At 67.1% G+C, this 18,768-nt stretch carries 21 protein-coding genes; 14 read left to right on the top strand and 7 right to left on the bottom strand.

The window, feature by feature from the left end:
* Positions 1 to 159 precede the first annotated feature (159 nt).
* The 9 genes from NS2_RS16560 to NS2_RS16520 all read left to right on the top strand — a co-directional run bounded on the left by NS2_RS16560 (position 160) and on the right by NS2_RS16520 (position 8,273).
* Complete coding sequence (locus NS2_RS16560; protein ID WP_143161425.1) at positions 160 to 690, top strand: hypothetical protein; 531 nt, start codon at positions 160 to 162, stop codon at positions 688 to 690.
* A 148-nt stretch (positions 691 to 838) separates the two neighbouring features.
* A complete protein-coding gene (locus NS2_RS16555) occupies positions 839 to 1,159 on the top strand; it encodes a 2TM domain-containing protein (RefSeq protein ID WP_096490687.1) in 321 nt (106 codons plus the stop codon).
* Between the two features lie 147 nt (positions 1,160 to 1,306).
* Positions 1,307 to 1,534, top strand: coding sequence for an NAD(P)H-dependent oxidoreductase (locus tag NS2_RS16550; protein WP_143161426.1), 228 nt, complete (start codon positions 1,307 to 1,309; stop codon positions 1,532 to 1,534).
* 12 nt (positions 1,535 to 1,546) lie between these two features.
* Positions 1,547 to 2,944 (top strand): wax ester/triacylglycerol synthase domain-containing protein, encoded by a 1,398-nt coding sequence (locus NS2_RS16545; RefSeq protein ID WP_081985963.1) that lies wholly within the window; start codon positions 1,547 to 1,549, stop codon positions 2,942 to 2,944.
* 104 nt (positions 2,945 to 3,048) lie between these two features.
* Positions 3,049 to 3,426: a hypothetical protein gene (locus NS2_RS16540; protein WP_033088256.1), complete on the top strand. Its 378-nt coding sequence runs from the start codon at positions 3,049 to 3,051 to the stop codon at positions 3,424 to 3,426.
* Complete coding sequence (locus NS2_RS16535) at positions 3,416 to 3,904, top strand: pyridoxamine 5'-phosphate oxidase family protein (protein WP_033088257.1); 489 nt, start codon at positions 3,416 to 3,418, stop codon at positions 3,902 to 3,904. The genes NS2_RS16540 and NS2_RS16535 overlap by 11 nt, the downstream gene beginning before the upstream one ends.
* Positions 3,905 to 4,404: 500 nt before the next feature.
* Positions 4,405 to 5,172, top strand: a complete 768-nt coding sequence (locus NS2_RS16530) for an ABC transporter ATP-binding protein (RefSeq protein ID WP_081985964.1) — start codon at positions 4,405 to 4,407, stop codon at positions 5,170 to 5,172.
* Positions 5,169 to 7,514, top strand: a complete 2,346-nt coding sequence (locus NS2_RS16525; protein WP_147207205.1) for an ABC transporter permease — start codon at positions 5,169 to 5,171, stop codon at positions 7,512 to 7,514. The genes NS2_RS16530 and NS2_RS16525 overlap by 4 nt, the downstream gene beginning before the upstream one ends.
* A gap of 57 nt (positions 7,515 to 7,571) precedes the next feature.
* Positions 7,572 to 8,273, top strand: a complete 702-nt coding sequence (locus tag NS2_RS16520; RefSeq protein WP_143161428.1) for a flavodoxin domain-containing protein — start codon at positions 7,572 to 7,574, stop codon at positions 8,271 to 8,273.
* A 39-nt stretch (positions 8,274 to 8,312) separates the two neighbouring features.
* On the opposite strand, the gene NS2_RS16515 is transcribed toward NS2_RS16520, so the two are convergent.
* The 6 genes from NS2_RS16515 to NS2_RS16490 all read right to left on the bottom strand — a co-directional run bounded on the left by NS2_RS16515 (position 8,313) and on the right by NS2_RS16490 (position 12,582).
* On the bottom strand, positions 8,313 to 9,539 hold the full coding sequence (locus NS2_RS16515) for an efflux permease Rv1217c-related protein (protein ID WP_327127743.1): 1,227 nt from the start codon (positions 9,537 to 9,539) through the stop codon (positions 8,313 to 8,315).
* Positions 9,524 to 9,952 (bottom strand): hypothetical protein, encoded by a 429-nt coding sequence (locus NS2_RS37535; RefSeq protein ID WP_228102624.1) that lies wholly within the window; start codon positions 9,950 to 9,952, stop codon positions 9,524 to 9,526. The genes NS2_RS16515 and NS2_RS37535 overlap by 16 nt, the downstream gene beginning before the upstream one ends.
* Positions 9,912 to 10,850 carry an ABC transporter ATP-binding protein gene (locus NS2_RS16510; protein ID WP_045437916.1) on the bottom strand — a complete coding sequence of 313 codons (939 nt, stop codon included), beginning with the start codon at positions 10,848 to 10,850 and terminating at the stop codon, positions 9,912 to 9,914. Before NS2_RS16510 ends, NS2_RS37535 begins: the two co-directional genes overlap by 41 nt.
* Positions 10,847 to 11,611: a DUF998 domain-containing protein gene (locus NS2_RS16505; RefSeq protein WP_081985966.1), complete on the bottom strand. Its 765-nt coding sequence runs from the start codon at positions 11,609 to 11,611 to the stop codon at positions 10,847 to 10,849. The genes NS2_RS16510 and NS2_RS16505 overlap by 4 nt, the downstream gene beginning before the upstream one ends.
* An 86-nt stretch (positions 11,612 to 11,697) precedes the next feature.
* A complete protein-coding gene (locus NS2_RS16500; RefSeq protein WP_045437918.1) occupies positions 11,698 to 12,333 on the bottom strand; it encodes a hypothetical protein in 636 nt (211 codons plus the stop codon).
* A gap of 24 nt (positions 12,334 to 12,357) precedes the next feature.
* Positions 12,358 to 12,582, bottom strand: coding sequence for a hypothetical protein (locus NS2_RS16490; RefSeq protein ID WP_033088261.1), 225 nt, complete (start codon positions 12,580 to 12,582; stop codon positions 12,358 to 12,360).
* Between the two features lie 355 nt (positions 12,583 to 12,937).
* Between NS2_RS16490 and NS2_RS16480 the strand changes: the two genes are divergently transcribed.
* The 4 genes from NS2_RS16480 (at position 12,938) to NS2_RS16465 (ending at position 17,570) form a co-directional block, all read left to right on the top strand.
* Positions 12,938 to 13,672 carry a dienelactone hydrolase family protein gene (locus NS2_RS16480; RefSeq protein ID WP_033088262.1) on the top strand — a complete coding sequence of 245 codons (735 nt, stop codon included), beginning with the start codon at positions 12,938 to 12,940 and terminating at the stop codon, positions 13,670 to 13,672.
* Positions 13,673 to 13,951: 279 nt separating this feature from the next.
* On the top strand, positions 13,952 to 14,956 hold the full coding sequence (locus NS2_RS16475; RefSeq protein ID WP_052086531.1) for an SGNH/GDSL hydrolase family protein: 1,005 nt from the start codon (positions 13,952 to 13,954) through the stop codon (positions 14,954 to 14,956).
* Between the two features lie 24 nt (positions 14,957 to 14,980).
* A complete protein-coding gene (locus NS2_RS16470; protein WP_052086532.1) occupies positions 14,981 to 16,537 on the top strand; it encodes a glycosyltransferase family 39 protein in 1,557 nt (518 codons plus the stop codon).
* A gap of 34 nt (positions 16,538 to 16,571) precedes the next feature.
* Positions 16,572 to 17,570 (top strand): SGNH/GDSL hydrolase family protein, encoded by a 999-nt coding sequence (locus NS2_RS16465; protein ID WP_071344553.1) that lies wholly within the window; start codon positions 16,572 to 16,574, stop codon positions 17,568 to 17,570.
* A gap of 20 nt (positions 17,571 to 17,590) precedes the next feature.
* On the opposite strand, the gene NS2_RS16460 is transcribed toward NS2_RS16465, so the two are convergent.
* On the bottom strand, positions 17,591 to 18,148 hold the full coding sequence (locus tag NS2_RS16460; protein WP_045437920.1) for an LppP/LprE family lipoprotein: 558 nt from the start codon (positions 18,146 to 18,148) through the stop codon (positions 17,591 to 17,593).
* Between the two features lie 132 nt (positions 18,149 to 18,280).
* Here NS2_RS16460 and NS2_RS16455 point away from each other — a divergent pair, with 132 nt between their 5' ends.
* Positions 18,281 to 18,763, top strand: a complete 483-nt coding sequence (locus tag NS2_RS16455; protein WP_033088265.1) for an Lrp/AsnC family transcriptional regulator — start codon at positions 18,281 to 18,283, stop codon at positions 18,761 to 18,763.
* Positions 18,764 to 18,768: the final 5 nt, after the last annotated feature.

The raw sequence follows: 18,768 nt of genomic DNA, 5'->3' as shown, positions 1-18,768 counted from the left end.
TTAGCTGCCGGGACGAGTGGAGTGCAGTCAGAGGAGAGGTCCTTCGGCGGTGAACCGGAGCCGCCCTCGACGGATACGACTAGTCGAGCAGCGGCCCCATCAACAGGAGATTTTGCGCGGTCACCGTGTCGTTGGGCTGTGTTCCAGGAGGCGGGTCTGATGAAGACGGCGACAACTCTGCTGCCGCTGGTGGTCGTTCTACTGATGGTGGCAGTCCTGGTCTGGTGGTTGCTGGAGCGCGGTAATGCCCTGGGCGCGTGGCTGGTTGCGGCAATCCTGTTCGCGCACGGCTGGGCGCATCTGGTCTTTCTCCTGCCGACACCGCGTGGGTCCTCCACAGCCAACGCGGACAACCCGTTCGATATGGACCGCTCGTGGTTGATCGGGCGGGGCGTTCACAGCAGATTCGTGCACTCCATGGGAGCCATGCTGGCCGTCGTCACATTTGCTGCGCTAGCGGCCGCTGCGTTGGCAGTGCTCGGATGGTTGGTTCCCAACGCCTGGTGGACCGGTCTCACGGTTGCCGGTGTCCTAGGTTCCACGACGTTGCTCGTGTTGTTCTTCGCGCCCACCCTCGTGCTCGGCTTCGTTATCAACGCCGGCCGGATCGCTCTGGTGCTCCAGACGGCCTGGGACGTGCCTCGATGCCATCGGGCCGCATCTCGCAAGATCGGTCCGGCACGAGTGTGAGGCCCGAATCCGACGATTGTCGCGCGCAATGCCCGAGGAAAAGGGAGGGACTTGTTCTGCATCGGAGGGGACCTTGGCCCCTTGGTCCAGACCGCATTGGATAGTCACGCTGGATAGCGGAAACCTCTCATCGATCGAGGACACATCGATGACTTCTCCATCGGACCCCATCGACGAAGAAACTCCGCGTCAGACCGTGCCCTGCCAATCAGGATGGGCGGCAACCGACTTGGATTGGGCTCGTCGGCGAGTCGAGCGTAAACACAAACTGCGGGCCGACGTCATCGCGTATGTCGTGGTGAACCTGTCCCTCGTCGGCGCCTGGGCGGTCACCGGATTCGGGTATTTCTGGCCCGGCTGGGTGATCGCCGCGTGGGCGGTGCTGCTGCTCCTCGACGCCATCCCGATCTATTTCCATCGCCCTGTGACCGCCGCGGAGATCGACCGCGAACTGCGCACCCGCGGTTAGGAATACGGAGCCGGCAATGAGGGCGCTGAACCTGCGCGGCAGAGTGCTCGATTCCTGCCGGTGGCCGGGCCAGCAGTGGTTCGTGCAGCGGGCGTTGTGCGGGAAGTCCTCCGTCGAGTTCACCGCCCTCCTCCGGGGGTGGCCTTCATGGCCCCTATCCACTTCTGCAACTGCCCGCCGCTTCTCGAGGGCTGGATCAACCGGGTCTGGACCCTGGACTTCGCATTCGGGCTCACTGAGGCGGGCAGGCACGGCGACGTCGAACACGTCTACTTCTACGCCGCCGCCGATCCCGACCGGATCAAGCAATTCCTCGAACAGGCGAACGACCTCGGCCCCTTCGATCGACCGCACCCCACCGAAGCACCGCAATGACAGGACCATCGCATGGACCACACCACTCCCACCACGCTTCCTGCCAATGGTCGTGCCCACGGCGACCTACTCGCACCGATCGAGCGGGCCAGCGCGACGGATCGGGCATTCCTGGCCATGGACACCGGACCAGCGCCCGAGCAATTCGGTGTCGTCCTGATGCTCGACCATGCCGACTCGATCGATCTCGACCGCACCCGCCAGTTGATCGCCGAACGCATCGACTCCGTCCCGCGGCTGCGGCAAAGACTGATCCGAACGCCCCTCGGCTGCGGCGCACCGATCTGGGTCGACGATCCGCGATTCGACCTCCGAAACCACGTACGCACCATGCAATGTCCGGTGCCCGGCGACGAGCAGGCCATGCTGGACCTGGCGCTATCGGTGATCATGAACCCGCTGCCGAAGACGGCACCACTGTGGGCGGCGGTCTTGATCACCGGCCTCACCGATCGGCAGCGCGCACTCGTGGTCGTCCTGCATCACGTGCTCGCCGACGGGATCGGTGGGCTGGCCGTGCTGACCGATCTCATCGACACGCGACCCCGCCCCGCGCGACACGACTTCCCTCGGCCCGAACCCACCGCGCCCGCGCTCGCCCGCGACGCGTTGATCGTTCGATGGCGGTCCTTGCGTGGCGCTACTCGATCCCTGCGCCTGTTACGTGCATCCCTGCATGCGGCAGGCGGGTTGCGACCGTCGCGGGTCGTGCCCGGTTCTCTCACTCAGCGCACCGGACCGCGCCTGCGTCTGGCCCTCGTCCGCGCCGATGTCACGGCCTTGCGAACCTGCGCGCACCGTTATGACGCCACGACCAATGACGCGGTCCTGGTCGCCGTGGCAGCCGCGCTGCATCACGTGCTGAGAAATCATGGGGAATCCGTCGACCCGATCGTGGCCACAGTTCCGGTGTCCGGCCGCCCACACGACACGACCCCTGGCGTGGGCAACATGGTCGCACCGATGCTGATCTCGATTCCCACCGATGGGGCTGTGGCGCAACGCCTTCGCAATGTCGCCGACCAGGTGCACACGCTCCGGGACGCCGCGACCGGACCGCCTCCGATCGCGACATTGGGATGGCTGTTCCGGCCGATGGCGGCACTGGGCGTATTCCGCTGGTACATGAACCATCAGCACCGATTCCACACGCTCATCTCCCATGTCCGCGGCCCCTCCCAGCAGATGTCGTTCGGCGGATCGACCATCACCTCCGCCATACCCATCGGCGTCGGCCCGGGCGGGAACACCCCCGTCTACTTCGAAGTGCTCTCTTACGCAGACACACTCACCGTGACGATCGCCGCCGACCCCGACCACTTTCCCTACCTCGCGGAACTGGCCGACGCTGTGCGGACCGAATTCGACCGCATGCTCGGCGACCATCCCCGACCCCAGCCACTCACCTAGGGCGGCTCGATGGCGACACAAGCTGGTTGGGTGGCCATCGAGCCGAGTGAATTGTTCATACGACGGCCAATCAGCAAGCCTCACAAGGTTTTCGAGGTACTCATATGAAGCGAATCACACGAAACATCGATCTGGCGGAGGCGCGGGATCTCCTCGAGAACGTGCCACGCGCATGCCTGGCATTCACCGGTGAACAAGGCCCACAGGCCGAACCGGTCACCGTTCTGTTCGAGGGCGACCGCTACCTGGTCGGAATACCCTCGAGTGCCGCCGGTTTCCCGGCTGTCGGCGACGAAGTCGTGCTGCTGGTCGACGCGGGATCCCAATTCTTCGACCTCCGGGCGGTCTATATGCGAGGGCACGTCGAGCCGATGAGCGGGATAGAGCACCTCGCCCGCGGATTCCTTTGGTACGCACTTCAACCGGCGCGAGCTGTCGCATGGGATTACGGGCGCATGAGGGAGGCCGAGGATGAATCCTGACGATCCGGACGCGGTCGATATTCTTCGTCGCGCGATGGTGGCGCGCACCGCGACCGTCTCGCGGACGGGACGACCGCATGTCAATCCGCTCTACTTTGTATACGGGAACGGCGAGATCTACCTCGGCACCTCGGAGCGCACCCTGGCGGCGATGAATGCCAGGGCCAATCCACGAGTCACGGTCCTGTTCAATGTCGAGAGCGCGCCGAATGATCGGAGAGTCCTGCGGATCAGCGGCCGTGCGACGGTGCGCACCGATTCCGGGCTGCGCCGATGGTATCTGCGCCGCGACGTGTGGAAGTACTTCGTGAACTGGCGTGGGTTCAGCAACGCGATCATGCACGCTCGCCTGCTCTTCCTCGTGCGCCACTACCTGTCGTCGGGGTCGAGCGACCGTATGTGCGTGCTCGAGGTCCTACCGGAGACCGCGGAACTGTTGACCGCGCCCGAACGAGTCCGGAATCCGGAAGCGTTGTGATCTCGAACGGCCAGCTCACAACCCCGGACACCGTGGCAAGACGAACGCCCGGGCAAGGACGACGAGCTCCACGCGGCGAGAGCTGCCGAAGGGCATACGCAGCCCGGGATCGATACCTCTGACAACGGCAATCCTCACTCGTATGGCGACAGCACCGGCCTACATCGCCGCCGCGATCACTGGCTTGTGGGTGTCTCGCACGCCATTCCGCTGCGGCAGGTGATACCAGGATTCGGGGATATCTCGGCAGACAATCGGCGGCGCTGGTCCAGGAATGGCCGACCGAAGCGATCACCATGCGGGCATTCGCCCCACCGGTCGTCGCGGTCACGGCTGTGAGAGCGGAAACGATTGTGGCGGAGTGGTCTACCACGTGATCGCAGAGGCGTAGATCGTCCTGGCGGTCCTCACCGGCTTGACGGGTGCGCGCACTCTGGGTGCCGTCGGGCTGTGACAACCGGCCCTTCCGCTGTCGGGCGCCACTCGGTGATGCTGGGTTGATGAGCCGACACGCACATGTCGATCCCTTGGCGGCCGCCGAGGCCGCTGCCGCGTCCGGTGCTCCCGCACTGCGGATGACCGGGGTCGGCAAGACCTACGGGTCCGGTCCTGGCCAGGTGGTCGCACTGCACGGCGTGGATCTGGAGGTACGCCCCGGTGAGTTCGTGGTGCTGCTGGGCCCGTCGGGGTCGGGCAAGACCACGCTGCTGAACCTGGTGGGCGGCATCGAGGAGCCCTCGACAGGTGTCATCGAGGTCGCCGGCATGGATATCGGCACGCTGAAAGACAAGCAGCGCACCGCTTTTCGACGGGATCGGGTCGGGTTCGTGTTCCAGTTCTTCAATCTCGTCCCAACCCTGACCGCACAGGAGAACGTGGAGGTGCTGGCGGAATTGACCGGACCGAATGCCGCCGTCCGCAGTCACGACGCGCTCGGCCTGGTTGGTGTCGGCGATGTCGCCGACCGGTTTCCCGGGCAGCTCTCGGGTGGCCAGCAGCAGCGGGTCGCCATCGCACGGGCGATCGTGAAGGAACCGCCGCTGCTTCTCTGCGACGAACCCACCGGCAGTCTCGACCTCACCACGGGCCGGCAGGTACTGGGTGTGCTGCGGGATCTCGCGCGGGAGGGCCACCACACCGTCCTGCTCGTAACCCACAATTCCGAGATCGCCCGCATGGCCGATCGCGTGGTGTGGTTGCGGTCCGGTGCGATCAGCAGTTCGCAGACCGTGGCACGTCCGGTCGAGGCGTCGGAGTTGCAGTGGTGAGCCGGGTGCTGCTGCGCAAACTGCTCCGCGATCTGTGGCGGCAACGCTGGCAGTTCCTCGCCATCGCGACTGTCCTGGGCATCGGAGTGGCCGCCTTCGTCGCGGCCACCGATGCGTATCGCAACCTCGATCAGTCTTTCGCCCGCGCCTACAGCGAGCAGCGGCTGCCGGACGCGATCATCTCCGGTCCCGGTGCCGCGCAACTGAGTTCGACGCTCGACCGGTTGCCCGGGCAGCCGATCGTCGACGTCAGGCACCAGAGCGAGGTCGGTATCCGCGTGCATGGACGAGCGTTCCTGGGACGCGCGATCGGTGTCCCGGAGTCGGTGCAGCCCGGTGTCTCCCAGCTCGAGATGAAATCGGGCACGCTGCCGTCGGCCGGGCGGCTCGTGGTCGAACAGCATCTTGCCGACCATTACGGCCTGAAGCCGGGCGACAGCATCGAGTTGCTGACTTCTCTTGGGTGGCAAGCCATCCCGGTGGCGGGATCGGCGCTGTCGGCCGAGTATTTCTGGCCTGCCCGCTCGGTCCAGGAGATCATGACCACCCCCGAACACTTCGGCGTCGTGTTCGTCCCGGACGGCGACCTGGTCGCGAAGCTGCCCGACCCCGTCGAACAGGTCGCGCTCTACGCTCGCGATCGGGCCGCGGTAGGCGACCTGACTCAAGCAGCCGAGCAGACGGCGCGAGAACATGGACTCCAACTCGTTCCGCGCGATCAGCAGCCCTCGTATCGGGCTCTCCAGGATGATGTGAACGCGTTCGGGACCTTCGCCAATCTCCTGCCGTGGTTGTTCCTGGCCGCTGCGGTGCTCGGGACCTACGTGTTGTTGTCACGGGTCGTCGCGGCGCAGCGCGCGGTCATCGGAACCCTTGTCGCCAACGGGTTCTTCCCCGCCCGGCTGCGTCGACACTATCTGGGATACGGCCTGGCCTGCGCTGTGCTCGGTATCGTTCCCGGTTTGGCCGGAGGTTACCTGCTCGGCGATTGGATCACCACTCGCTACACCCGGGCGCTCGGACTGCCGTTGCATGTGACCGCGCTGCATCCCCTCACCCTGCTCATCGCTGCCGCCGCCACGCTCGCCGCCGCCACCCTCGCGGCATGGGCGCCCGCGCGTGCCGCCGCGCGGATGCGGCCCGCCGAGGCCATGCGGGTCGCCCCACCGGCCCAGAGTGGGGGCCGCAGCCTGGTCGAACGCCTGGTGCCGCCGCTGAAACATGCACCCGCACGCTGGCGGATGACGGTGCGCGCCGTGCTGCGCAACCGCCGCCGCGCCGTGTTCACCGTCGCCGGCGTGGCCGTCGCGGTGAGTCTGGTGATGGTGTTCGCGGGACTGCGCGACACCGTCGCCACCCTCATCGACCGTCAATACGGCCGAATCACGCTGCAGGACGCCGAGATCGCCATCACACCTGGCAGCACCGATACGGTGCTGACCCGAGTCCGGCAGGACCCCGACGTCGCCGCGGCCGAGCCCGTGGGCCGCTACGACGTCATGCTCTCAGCGGGTCAGCGCCACTACGACACCCTCCTGATCAGTTTGCCGCCCACGACCCAGATGCACCGGTTCACCGCGACATCCGGCTCGAATCAGTTGTCCGGCAAGGGGGTATTGCTCGGCTCCGGGCTGCGCGAGACGTTGGGACTGTCTGTGGGAGACAGCGTCGATGTCTCCGCCTCCGCTACCGGGCACCACGTCTCGGCCCCGATCGCCGGTTTCGTCGACGAGCCGCTGTCCCCGGTCGTCTACGTCTCGTCCGACTATCTGCGGCAAGCGATCGGACCCGTGCCGGACACGGGCGTACTGGTGAAGCTGCGCCCCGATGTCACCGACGAGCAAGGCGTCTCCGGCCGCCTCACCGCGATACCCGGTGCGGTTGCGTACCTTTCCACGGCAACCCTCGCCTCGGCGATGCGACAAGCGTTCGCCATGTACAACACGCTGGTCGGGATCATGCTGGTGTTCGCGGCCGTCATGGCGGCCGCGCTGCTGTTCAACGCGATATCGGCCAATATCGGCGAACGCCTCGGTGAGCTCGGCGCGCTGCGCGCCGCTGGCATGGGTTCGGGAATGCTGTCGCGCCTGATCGCCGCCGAGAACCTCACCCTGGCCGTGGTCGGCATACCCGTCGGGGTCGGCTGCGGAATCCTGCTGGCCCGCTGGCTGATGTCCACCTACGAAAACCAAGGCGCCCACCTCGAACTCGCGATGCGGGCGTTCACACCTGCGCTCGTCGCCGTCGCCATTCTCGCCGCCGCGATCGTCGTCCAGTTGCCCGCACTGCGCCGCGTCCGCGCTCTGGACATCGCGAGAATCGTCCGCGAACGCTCACTCTAGAACAAGGTGATCGGCGAACCCCCCAGGACCGCCAGATGCGAGGACCGTGCTCATCAGGTGAAACTGCTTGTTGTTCGATCGAATACTGCTCACCCACAAGCAATTCCAGTGACCAACGTCGATTCGGCAATGGGACTGACGGCCCTGCTGAGGCGACCGGATCCGGCGGAGGGTTGCCCTATGACCTCCGACAACAGCGACCGTATCGAACACTCGACGCTCATCGTCTACGCGTCCGCAGCGGGTTCGACCGCCCAAATCGCCGAGTTCATGGCGCAACGCATGCGGGACAAGCAGTTACACGTCCGTGTCGAACCCGTCGACCGCGCACCCGACCCCGGCCTGTTCGAGGCGGTGGTGCTGGGCAGCGCGATCCACAACGGCCGTTTCCTGCCCGGCTTCGCCGACTACATCCAACGCCACGCCGCCACTCTGAAACAACAGCCGAACTGGTTGTTCAGCGTCGGCATGGGCCCCGCGCTGCATGGTCCGGTAGGAGCGATCTTCAAACGGATCACCCCACCCGCCGTGACCGAATGCCGAACTGCGGCCGACAGCAAAGGGTATCAGGGCTTCGCCGGTGTCGTCGCCCGGCCGCCCGACTTGCGGACACGGCTACTGGTCCGTCTGTTCGGTTGCCCCTTCGGCGATCTGCGCGATTGGACCGCGATCGCCGCCTGGATCGACGGCATCACCGGCTGGATCGACGACAACCTGCCCGCTACCCGTTTCCCTGCCACCGGCAACCTCGGCGAGTAGCGCACACGACATCGAACGCCGAGCCGAATCGACTCGTGATCACGCCGCTGTCATCGCCCGGGTGGCCGTCACAGCGGCAAGAGCGAATCCGGCTACCGCCAGAATCGCCAGGAATAGCGCTCCGCCCCAAGGCGGAACCTCCAAGTACGGGTGGCCGACCGCACCGAACAACGAAAGCCGGGTAATCCAGGACGGCCAGGCGAACATCGGCACCAGAAGCGCGAGCAGATACGACAGCCCGAGCACGATTGCCAGGCCCGCAACGGCATACCGCGGAATCCAGGTCACCAGCCACGTCGCGACCGCACCCAGTCCGGCGGCCAGCAGCAACGCGCTCGCGGCGACCCGCGCCGTCCCGGCGGCATCGAGAGACACATCGACGACCGTCGCGCCGATGAGCAACCCGCCGAGGGCGACCGCGACGATGATGACCGTGCCGACGAGCACCGTGATCAGCCGCTGCCTGATCAGCGCGGTCTGTGACAGCGGAGTGGACAACAGCAGGGCAAGGCGGCCCTGCTCGCGATCGCCGACCCCGCTCGCGGCCTGGGTGACCACGTACCCGGCCACGATCGGGCCGGTGAATTCGGAGACGAAGCCGAGGTACTGGCCGCCGGCGCTGAAACCGGGGTCGACCTGCAGCATCCGGCGGGTGAGATCGAATTTGTCCCATATGTCGATCACTTCGGGCTCCAGCCACGCCATCAACCCGAGCGCCGCCGCCGACGCCGCCGACCACACTGCCAGCCCGCTGCGCTCCCGCAGCACGGAGGCCGACCACAACCGATTCAGTACGGGACGCTGCACCGGCCGAACGGGTTTCGCGTGACGGACCGACCGTGTCCACAGCGCACTGCCGACATCGCGACGTCCGAACAGCCAGGCCGCGACACCGCTCAGGCCCGCGGCCGCCAGCACCAGGCCGACCAGCGAGAACCCGTCGAAACCCGCGCCGGGCACCAGGGCACGACACCGTGCGAAGTAATAGAACGGCGACAGGAATCGCAGCATCGTCAACGGCCCGAACCGGTCCCACACATTGGTGTAGAGGTAGAGCGCCACCACGACCAGCGCCGCGACCGCACCGGCCGAGCGTGCGGTCGCCGCGAGCTGCGCGACCGCCGCGCCGAGACCGTAACCGGCGAAAGCGCATGCCGCCGCGGCGAATGCGATCGCGAACGAGCCGACCGGATCGGAGTCGCCACCGACCGCCATGGCCAGCGCCAACCCGGCGCCGAGTCCGAACCCGATCAGCGCCAGCACCATCGCGAATCCCAGGGCGCGGTCGCGCACCAGCTGTGCCCGCGTTCGTCCGGTGGCCAGGATCGACTCGATCGAGTGCCCGGCCTCGGCGCCACGGACCGCTCCTCCCCCTGCACCGCCGCGTAGAGGGTCAGGAACAGCACCAGCAGGGTGATGTTGTGATACGTCAGGTAGCCACCGAGAGTGTCGAGCCGATCGGCGGGCCAGCGCAGCAGCCGCATGGCCTGCACCCCCGCCTGCATGCTATCGGCCATACCTTTCGGACAGCCGGCGAAGCGCTCTGTCTCACTGCGGAATCCGGCGCCGATGGCCGTTATGGCGACGGCGCTGCCCACAGTCCAGCCGAGGATGCCCCGGCGATGGCCGCGGACGGTGTCAGCGGCCAGCCGCAGGCTCACGAGCGGTTTCGAACTCATGCAGGAACACCTCCTCGAGCGACAATTCGTGGCTGTCCAGTTCGACGACACCGGCCGCCGTCAACACGTCCAGCAGCGGCCCGATCGAGCCCTGCACCGAGCAGGTGAGACGAGATCCGGTGACCCGAGGATCGCCGACACCCGGAATCTCACGAAGTCGCGCCGGATCCAGTGCCCCGGACACGATCGCCTCGACACGGTGAATCCGCGTGACCCGCAACTCGTTCAGCGAGCCGACCTTCCACACCCGGCCGTCGCGGATCAACCCGATGCGGTCACAGACCGATTCGACTTCCGAGAGCACATGCGAGGACAGCAGCACGGTGGCGCCGCCCGCCACGGCTTCGTGCAGCAGTTCGTGAAAGACACGCTGCATCAACGGATCCAGTCCCAGTGTCGGCTCGTCCAGGACCAGCAATTCGGGCCGGTGCATGAACGCCTGGATCAATCCGACCTTCTGCTTGTTGCCGTGTGAGAGTTCCTCGTAGCGGCGGCCGAGGTCCAAGCGCAGTCGCTCGGCGAGGGCCTGGATGTAGTCCTCGTCCACGCCGCCGCGCAGGCCCGCGAGCATGCCGATCACGTAGCCCGCGCTGACCCGCGGCCATTGCACCAGTTCGCCGGGCAGATAACCGATCTTGCGTTTGATCTCCACGCTGTCGGTGTGCGCGTCGAGCCCGCAGATCGTGGCATGCCCGCGATCGGGACGCGCGAGGTCCATAAGCAGGCGAATCGTGGTCGTCTTCCCGGCGCCGTTGGGGCCGATGAAACCGAACGTCTCCCCACAGCCGACGGTGAGGTCCAGGTCGAAAACACCACGGCCCGCGCCGAAATCCTTCGTCAGCCCGGTGCAGGCCACCACCGGTTCGGCGGCCGGGCGGGCATCGATATCGGAGGTCATGATTCATCGTCACCATCGGCGCCACCGACCGGCAGGGCCCTTCGTCCTCGACCGGTGAGGATCTCGCCACCATCGGCAAACGCGATTCGCCAGGCCACCCCGATCGTGATCGTACTCAACGCGACCAGTTGAATCCGCTGCGGAACGCCTACCCACCCGAAGGGATAACCGGCCACACAGGCCAGCCCGGCGACGATCACAACGGCCAGCCCCGTCCGGAGACTCACCCGATCGATGCGGGTGCACGATCGTGTGGCCAGCCGCTCGAGAGCGAGTACGACGGTGATGGCGGCGAGCTGGGAAACGACGCTCGATCCCAGATGCGCGAGGTGATGCCAGGACACTTGCGCGGCGAATTCCCTTCGCTCGCATTCAGGATCGACCGTGGTGAGGCAGTCCGGCACGAACACGGCGTCGGTCACGGTCGCCATCCCGAACAGCGCCGCCGCTGCGACCGTACCGGCGATGAGCCGATCACCCGCGCGGCGCCCCGCGGCCACTAGAGCGGCCGCCGCCGTATAGAGGATGCCCGCGATGACGTCCCCGCCGCGGAAGAGCAGGTGGTAGGGCTGAGACACCACATAGTGCTCGCTGACGAAGCTGGAGATCAGCGAAAGTCGTGTCGGCAGTGCGAATTCCACCAGCCACAACGCATAGGCGAGACCCGCCCCGGCGAGTATCGCGGCAGTGAGGATTCGCCATCGATGACGATTCCCGGATTCGCTGCCGACCGCCGGCGAGCGACGGGTAAGTATCGTCATGGCTCCGACTCCGGTTCTCGTTTTCTCTCACTATCGACCGTGAAGCGGATTCCTACATCGGACGAAAGTCACTGGAGTGCAGGTCTTTACGATTCGATATCGCCGTAGGGCAGGTGCTGACCATCGCCGGGATCGCCCGGTGTGGCGGGAAGTAGTTTCGTCCAATCGATTCGGGCCAGTGGCACGACCAGCAGCAGGAGGATCAGCTGAAGGGCGATCCCGTACACCGAGGTGACCGCGTCGGTGAACACCGCGCCCAGGCTCTTCTCCGCGATGCTTGTGGCGCCGACGTAGAGGGAGTAGCTGACGAGCCGTCCGCCGATGAACGCCACCGTGATCGGCAGCAACCGAATGCCCATCAGCCCGGCGGCCTCGAACAGCGGCGCCGAGGGGATCGGGGACAGGAGAAAGACGCTCAGCCCGAGCAGTGATCGGCCTTTGTGGCTGGTGAGGTAGTCGCGGGCCGCTCGCAGGCTCTCCTGGCGATGCGGACTCACCCGGGCGCGAATCCGGCCCGTCGCGGTGGCCAGCAGATATCGTCCGCAACCGCTCGTCAGCGCGCCCGCCACAACCAGGACAACGGGATTCAGATGCCAATTCAGCTTGAACAGCACCAGCACGAGCGCGGTGGGCGGCCCGAACGCGGGCATCACGTTGACCAGGAAGGTGCTGCAGAAACTGCGTTGTTGCCCGCACCGAGCCGGATCGCTGGCCAAGGCCATCCACGTGCTACAGGACCGCGAGATTCACGCCGCACAACGATGAAAAAGGCTCAATGCCTCCAATACCGTTTGGTCTGCTCCCGTCCGTTTCCACGTCGGCACCAAAACGAGAGGCCACCAATCCAGATCGAGATAATCGGTGTCCGGCACCGCGGTGAACGAACACACCGTGTCCAGCGCCTGCACCGACTCGCGACATTTGGCGAGCAACACCGTCGGGATGCGGGCGAGCTGCCGGGTCATGGCCACACAGGGCAGTATGCCCAACGGACGGTCCGAAACCGCGCTGTCCGGCAGTCGGTCAGCTTCGACCGACCCGTTGCACCGCTGCTTTTCACCCGAATCACCCACACGACAACAGGGTTCCGGTAACGAATCCGCTGGTACAGATGCGGACGACAGTCACCTTCAAATTAGGAGGCCACCGCAACAATTCGTTGGCGGACGACTGCGACCGCTGCTACCATTACGGTGGCCGTGCCGGAGAACGAGGAGGTGGTACCCGTGAACGCAGTATCGACGTGGGTGCTCCCCTCCGGGGTCACGGTCGGGCGATAGAGGTCGTCCGGGAGCGCCGTTTTCAGCACTCCCGAAAGGCACGACCGTGCAACTCATTTCAGAACAGCACCTCGACAACGACATCCTCGAGCGCGAATTCACCCTCGGCGAGATCCCCGGCATCCTGTGGACACCCGCATCCGCCTCCACACCGGTACCGCTGATCCTGGTCAGTCCCCCTCCCTTCGGGCTGCGCAAGGCGTACCCGCGACTGCTCGCCCGGGCCCGGCACGCCGTAGCCGAGGGTTATGCCGTGGCCACCATCGAGCTCCCCTGGAGCGGTGACCGACCCCGTTCGGCCGCCGCCGATTCGGCCCTCGCCGACCTGCGCCGGGCGCTGGCGGCCGGCGGGCCGGTCGACGACGAGATCGTCGACCGGCTCATCCTCCCGCTGGTCGACAAGGCGGTCCCGGAATGGCAAACCGCTCTGGACGCCCTTCTCGCGCTGCCCGAGATCGGCGGCCCGGTCGGTTACTCGGGCGGGGTGATCGCCATCGGCACCCGGCTGGCGGTGGTCGAGCCGCGCATCGAGGCCGCCGTCCTTTTCGCCGGGAGTTTCGTTCCCCGCAGCATCATCGAGGAGGCCCGGCAGGTCACCATTCCGCTGCACGTCCTGCTCCAGTGGGACGACGAAGGAAACGACCGGCAGATGGCCCTGGATCTGTTCGACGCCTTCGGCTCCAAGGAGAAGACGTTGCACGCCAATATGGGCGGGCACACCGGCGTCCCGCAGCACGCCGGGGAGGAGGCGAACCGGTTCTTCACCCGACACCTGAGGTGAGGCCGGGCCGCCGGGCCGGTTGCAGACAATAGGGCCGTCGGCCAGTGCGCCGCTATCGAGGACGAGTCCCGACCCTCCTCGATAGCGGTGGCCGTCAAGCTGAACGGCATTCAGCAGTACGCTTGTCCTGCATAGGGTTCGAGGAGGGATGCCCGAACGCCGGGCGGCTGCTTGCCAACAAAGTGAAATAGAGCTATTTTGCTTTACCGGTCAGCTGCTGAGACCTGCGTCACGGTCGAAGCCTAAACCGGCCCGCCTGTGACTCGATGAGGATTTGCATTGACCAGTACCTGGACCAAGGGTGGCGTTCTCCCGCCCCGGCTGGCCGCGGCCGTCGTCGGCGCGCTCGCCTGCACGGTCCCGATCGGCACGGCGGCGGCCGATGCCGAACCCGCTGCGGGCCGCGCCCTTGTCGTGCTGGGTGATTCGTACACCGCGAACCCGCCGTGCGATGCGGTGCTGGTGAAGTGCGTGGATACCAGCAGCGCCGGACTGCGGGCCTGCCTGCACGGCCCGACCTCCTGGCCCGTCCAGCTGAGCACGCTGATGGGCGTCGAAGCGGCCGACGTCGAGAACAACTCGTGCTCGAGCGCGACGATCGACACCGGTCCGGCGACCTCCACCGGGCAGCAGGTGCCCGGCCGCGACGGCTACACCCTGACCCAGGAGGTCCGGCAGGCCGCCGAGGACGGCGCGTTCGGCCCGCGGACCCGGGTGGTGGCGATCCAGATGGGCTTCAACGACGCGTGGCCCCGCGACGCCGCCGTCAGCCCGGACGCGACCCGGGTGTTCACCTGCACGCTCGATGTCGTGCGCGGCTGTGACGAGAATGCGGTGACCGAGGGCCGCTGGCCGGACCTCGACGCGGTCACCGGTGCGGCCTACGCCGATCGCATGCGCAAGGTCGTCGAGTTCGTGAAGTACTACGCGCCCAACGCAAGAATCGAACTGGTCGGTTATCCAGAAGTGACACCGGAGGACGCCACGGCGTGGTGCTTCGATATCCTCGGCGTCGTCCGCTGGGTCCAGCCTCGGGCACGAGCCATGGTCGAGTACTGGAATCGGCTCCAGGTAGCCGAACGCGACGCGGCCGGAATCCTCGGGATCGACTTCGTCGACGTCAAGCCGGTGACCGCCGGTCACGGTCTGTGTGCCGCCGATCCGTGGTTCAACGGTTTCCTGGATCCGCGGACCGATCCGGCCGGGTTGCCCTTCCATCCCTCACCGCGCGGGGACACCGCCGTGGCCGAAGCCGTCTTCGGCCACGTCGCGCAGACCCGCTGACCCGGCGCATCCATCGGAGCAGCAATGACGCTTACCTATACCTCGCAACCCGAATCGACGGCCGCGCCGGCACGTTTCGCGTGGCGGGGCGTCGTCCTGGTGTCCGGCTTGATCACGCTGGTCTGGTCGGTCTCCGCCATGCGGTTCCAGTTCGCGGGCGACGAGCTGTACTACCTGGCGTGCGGTCGGCGGCTCGCGGTCGATTACGTCGACAACGGTCCGGTGATCCCGCTGATCGCGCGGCTGGGCGATCTCATCACGCCGGGATCGGTGGTCGCGCTGCGGATCCCCGGACTGCTGCTGCTGGTCGCGGTGTCGGTGCTCGCGGCGGCGGTGGCCTTCGAGTGCGGCGCGCGGCCGCGCTATCAGATGCTGACCGCGGCGGCCTACGCCATGTCGCCGTTCGTCGTCGCCTACACCGTGCTCGACAGCGTCGCCTTCGACGTGGCGTGCCAGGCCCTGATCGTCTGGCTGCTGGTCCGCTGGGTGCGAATCCGCCAGGACCGCTTGCTCATTGCGGCGGGTGTGGCGGCGGCGCTCGACGTGCAGGACAAGTGGCTGATCCTGATGCTCGGGGCCTGTATCGCCGCCGGCGTGCTCATTGCCGGACCCCGCGCGATGCTGGGCCGACCCGCGCTGTGGCTGGGGCTGTTGATCTTCGCCGCGGCCATGACCCCCGCCCTGCTGTGGCAGGCCGCCCGGGATTGGCCGCAGCTGGCGACCAATGCCGCCATCGCCCACGAAACCGCGCAGACCGACGGCGGCCCGTGGGGAACCGTGGCCGCGATCATGGTGACCACCGGATTCCTCGGCGGCGGACTGGGTTTGCTGGGTCTCTACGGCCTGGCCCGCTCACCGAAGCTGCGGCCGTACCGGTTCGTGCTGGTCGCGGCCGCGGTGATGGTGGTCCTGGTGATCGTCGAGCACGGCCGCTCCTACTACGTCGCCGGGATCGTCCCCGCCATCTTCGGCGCGGGCGCGGCAGTCCTGTCCGGCCTGCTCGAAACCGCCGGGACGCGCGCGAATCTGCGGCGGCTGTTCACCGGCCTCATCGTCGCCTCGGCGGTGCTGACCGCCGGACTGGCCATGCTGCCGTACCCGAAGAGCTGGATCGATGTGCCGGACAACGAGGGCTACTGGGGTTTCCTGCAGCACTACGGCAACGACAGCTGGCCGGACCTGGCCGACGCGGCGCACAGGGTGGCGATCGGCCTGCCGCCGGAGGAACAGGCCGACGCGGCGGTCGTCGCCGCGGCCTACAACCAGGCCGGTGCGCTCGACCGGTACCGGCGGTCGGAATGGATCCCGCCGGTCTACAGCCCCAATCGTGGCTTCGCCGAATGGGGTCCGCCGCCGGACTCGGCCCGGACCATCCTCTACGTCGGATTCAATGACGGGCCGCAGACGCGCGCCTTCCTGGCCGGCTTCGCCCACACCACACCCGCGGCGCGGCTGGACAACCGCCTCGGCATCGGCGGGCAGAACGATCAGGTGAGCATTTGGATCTGCCGAGATCCCTTGGTACCCATGTCCGTTGCGTGGCCGAAGCTGACCTATATGGTTGTCCCACCGGCCTCGTGAGCACCACCGCCGGTACCACTTATCGAGGATGTGCATGATCAGCTTCAGGCCCAAGCGCGCGGCCGTTCTTCCGCTCCGGCTGGCCGCCGTCGCCGCCGTGCTCACCGCCGCCGGATCGACCGGCATCGCGTCCGCCGACGAACCGACCCCGGCGGCGGGCCGCACGCTCGTGGTCATGGGTGATTCGTTCGCCGCCAACCCGCCCTGCGACGGGGTACTGGTCAAGTGCGACGGCAACAATGACGCCTCGGCCCACGAATGCCTGCATCGCGACACCTCCTGGCCCGTCCGGCTGAGCCAGCTCATGGGCGTCGAGGCGGCCGACTTCGAGAACGCCACCTGCACCAACGCCTCGATCGACAGCGGCCCGGTGACCTCGACCGGCCAGCAGGTGCCCGGCCGCGACGGCTACACCCTGGCGCAGCTGGCCATCAAGGCCGCCAAGGACGGGGCGTTCGGCCCGCGCACCAAAGTGGTCGCGATCCAGCTCGGCGCCAATGACGAGTGGCCCCGCGATTCCGCCACCACCGCCGATGCCCCCGCCCAGCTGACCTGTGCCTTCAACCTCGAAAAGGGTTGCGACACCGACGCGGTCGCGCAGGGTCGCTGGCCCGACCTCGACACGGTCACCGGCGCGGCCTACGCCGACCGCATCCGCAAGGTCGTCGACTACGTGAAGTACTACGCCCCCAACGCCAGGATCGAACTGGTCGGCTACCCCGAACTGGCCCCGGAGAATTCGACCGCCTGGTGCCTCGACGTACTGGGCGCCTTCCGCTACGTCCAGCCCCGCGCCACCGCCATCAACGAATTCTGGAACCGCATAGACGACGCCGAACGCGATGCGGCCCAACTGCTCTCGATCGACTTCGTGGATGCCCGGACGCCCACCGCCGGCCACGGCCTCTGCTCCGCCGACCCCTGGCTGCTGTCCGTCCTGGACCCGAAGGTGAATCTGGTCGGCCTGCCGTTCCACCCCACCCCCGTCGGAGACGCGGCGGTCGCGGGCGCGGTCCACAGCCGCGTCTCGTAGCCACCCGGCCCGGCGCCGTCTCAGGCGTGGGGCGGGAACTGGCCGTCGGCGGTGACCTTGGCGCCCTTCAGGGTGAAGGTGACGACGCTCGGCCCGCCCTTCGGGCAGCACATGGCGTCGTCGGCCTGGAGCCAGTGGTAGGTGAGGGACAGGCTGGTGGAGGTCTTCGCCGTGACCATCGTGTACATGTACGGGTCGGTGGTGGCGGTGCCCAGGTAGGTGCCGCCGGTGAAGAACAGCACGTGGGTGTAGGGGTGATTGACGTTGGAGTTCACCGTCATCCACGACAGCACCCCGTCGCAGCCGGAGGAGATCGGGTTCTCGCTGACCTGCCCGGTCTGCCACTGTCCGACCGGCGGTGCGGACAATTTCGCGATCGCCGATCGCGCCAGATCCGAGTTCAGGTCGAAGCACAGGCCGTGCCCACTACCGGCCGGAGCCGCGGGCTGTTGGCCCGCCGCCGTGGTACCCCCGGATGTCGTTGTCGCACCGCCCGATGTGGTGGTGTCCTGACATCCACTCACGGCGAGGGCCAGCCCCGCTGCCGCCGCGACCGCCGCCACTGCCCCGACCCTCATGAATCCCTCCGGTCTCGCTTCACGAACTGATCATCGAGCATGCCGGAAGCGGCGTTAATCCGGACCTGCGGACACGTTCGACAAGACCGTCCGCCCGGTCCGGACCGCTCGGCCGGAATGGGAGAATGCGTTATGAGCATCAAGATCGACGGGCTGGATTCCGCGCTGCTGGCGGAGTTGGCGTCCGATCCGCGGGCGCCGATCCTGGAGTTGGCGCAGCGGCTGGGGATCGCGCGGAACACGGTGCAGGCCCGGATGAAGCGGCTGGAGGCGTCCGGGGTGGTGCGGGGGTATCCGCCGGATGTGGATCTGGAGGCGATCGGGTTCGCGGTGCACGCGTTCCTCGGGATCGAGCTGAATCAGAACAAGATGGACGACATCGTCGCGGCGCTGCGGGAGTTCCCGAATGTGCTCGAGGTGCATGCCACGACGGGGCGCTCGGATCTGCTGGTGCGCATTGCCGCGCGGTCGCAACCGGATCTGCTGGCGATCATTCAGCGGGTGCACGCCATTCCCGGGGTCAAGCACACCGAAACCATGCTGGCCCTGGCGACTCCGGTGGAGTACCGGTCGCTGCCGCTCGTCGAGCATCTGACGGGGAGCCCCGGCGCCTGAGCAGA

The sequence above is a fragment of the Nocardia seriolae NBRC 15557 genome (assembly GCF_007990715.1).
Classification (GTDB): Bacteria; Actinomycetota; Actinomycetes; order Mycobacteriales; family Mycobacteriaceae; genus Nocardia; species Nocardia seriolae.
This window is presented reverse-complemented; position numbering and strand designations above follow the sequence as displayed.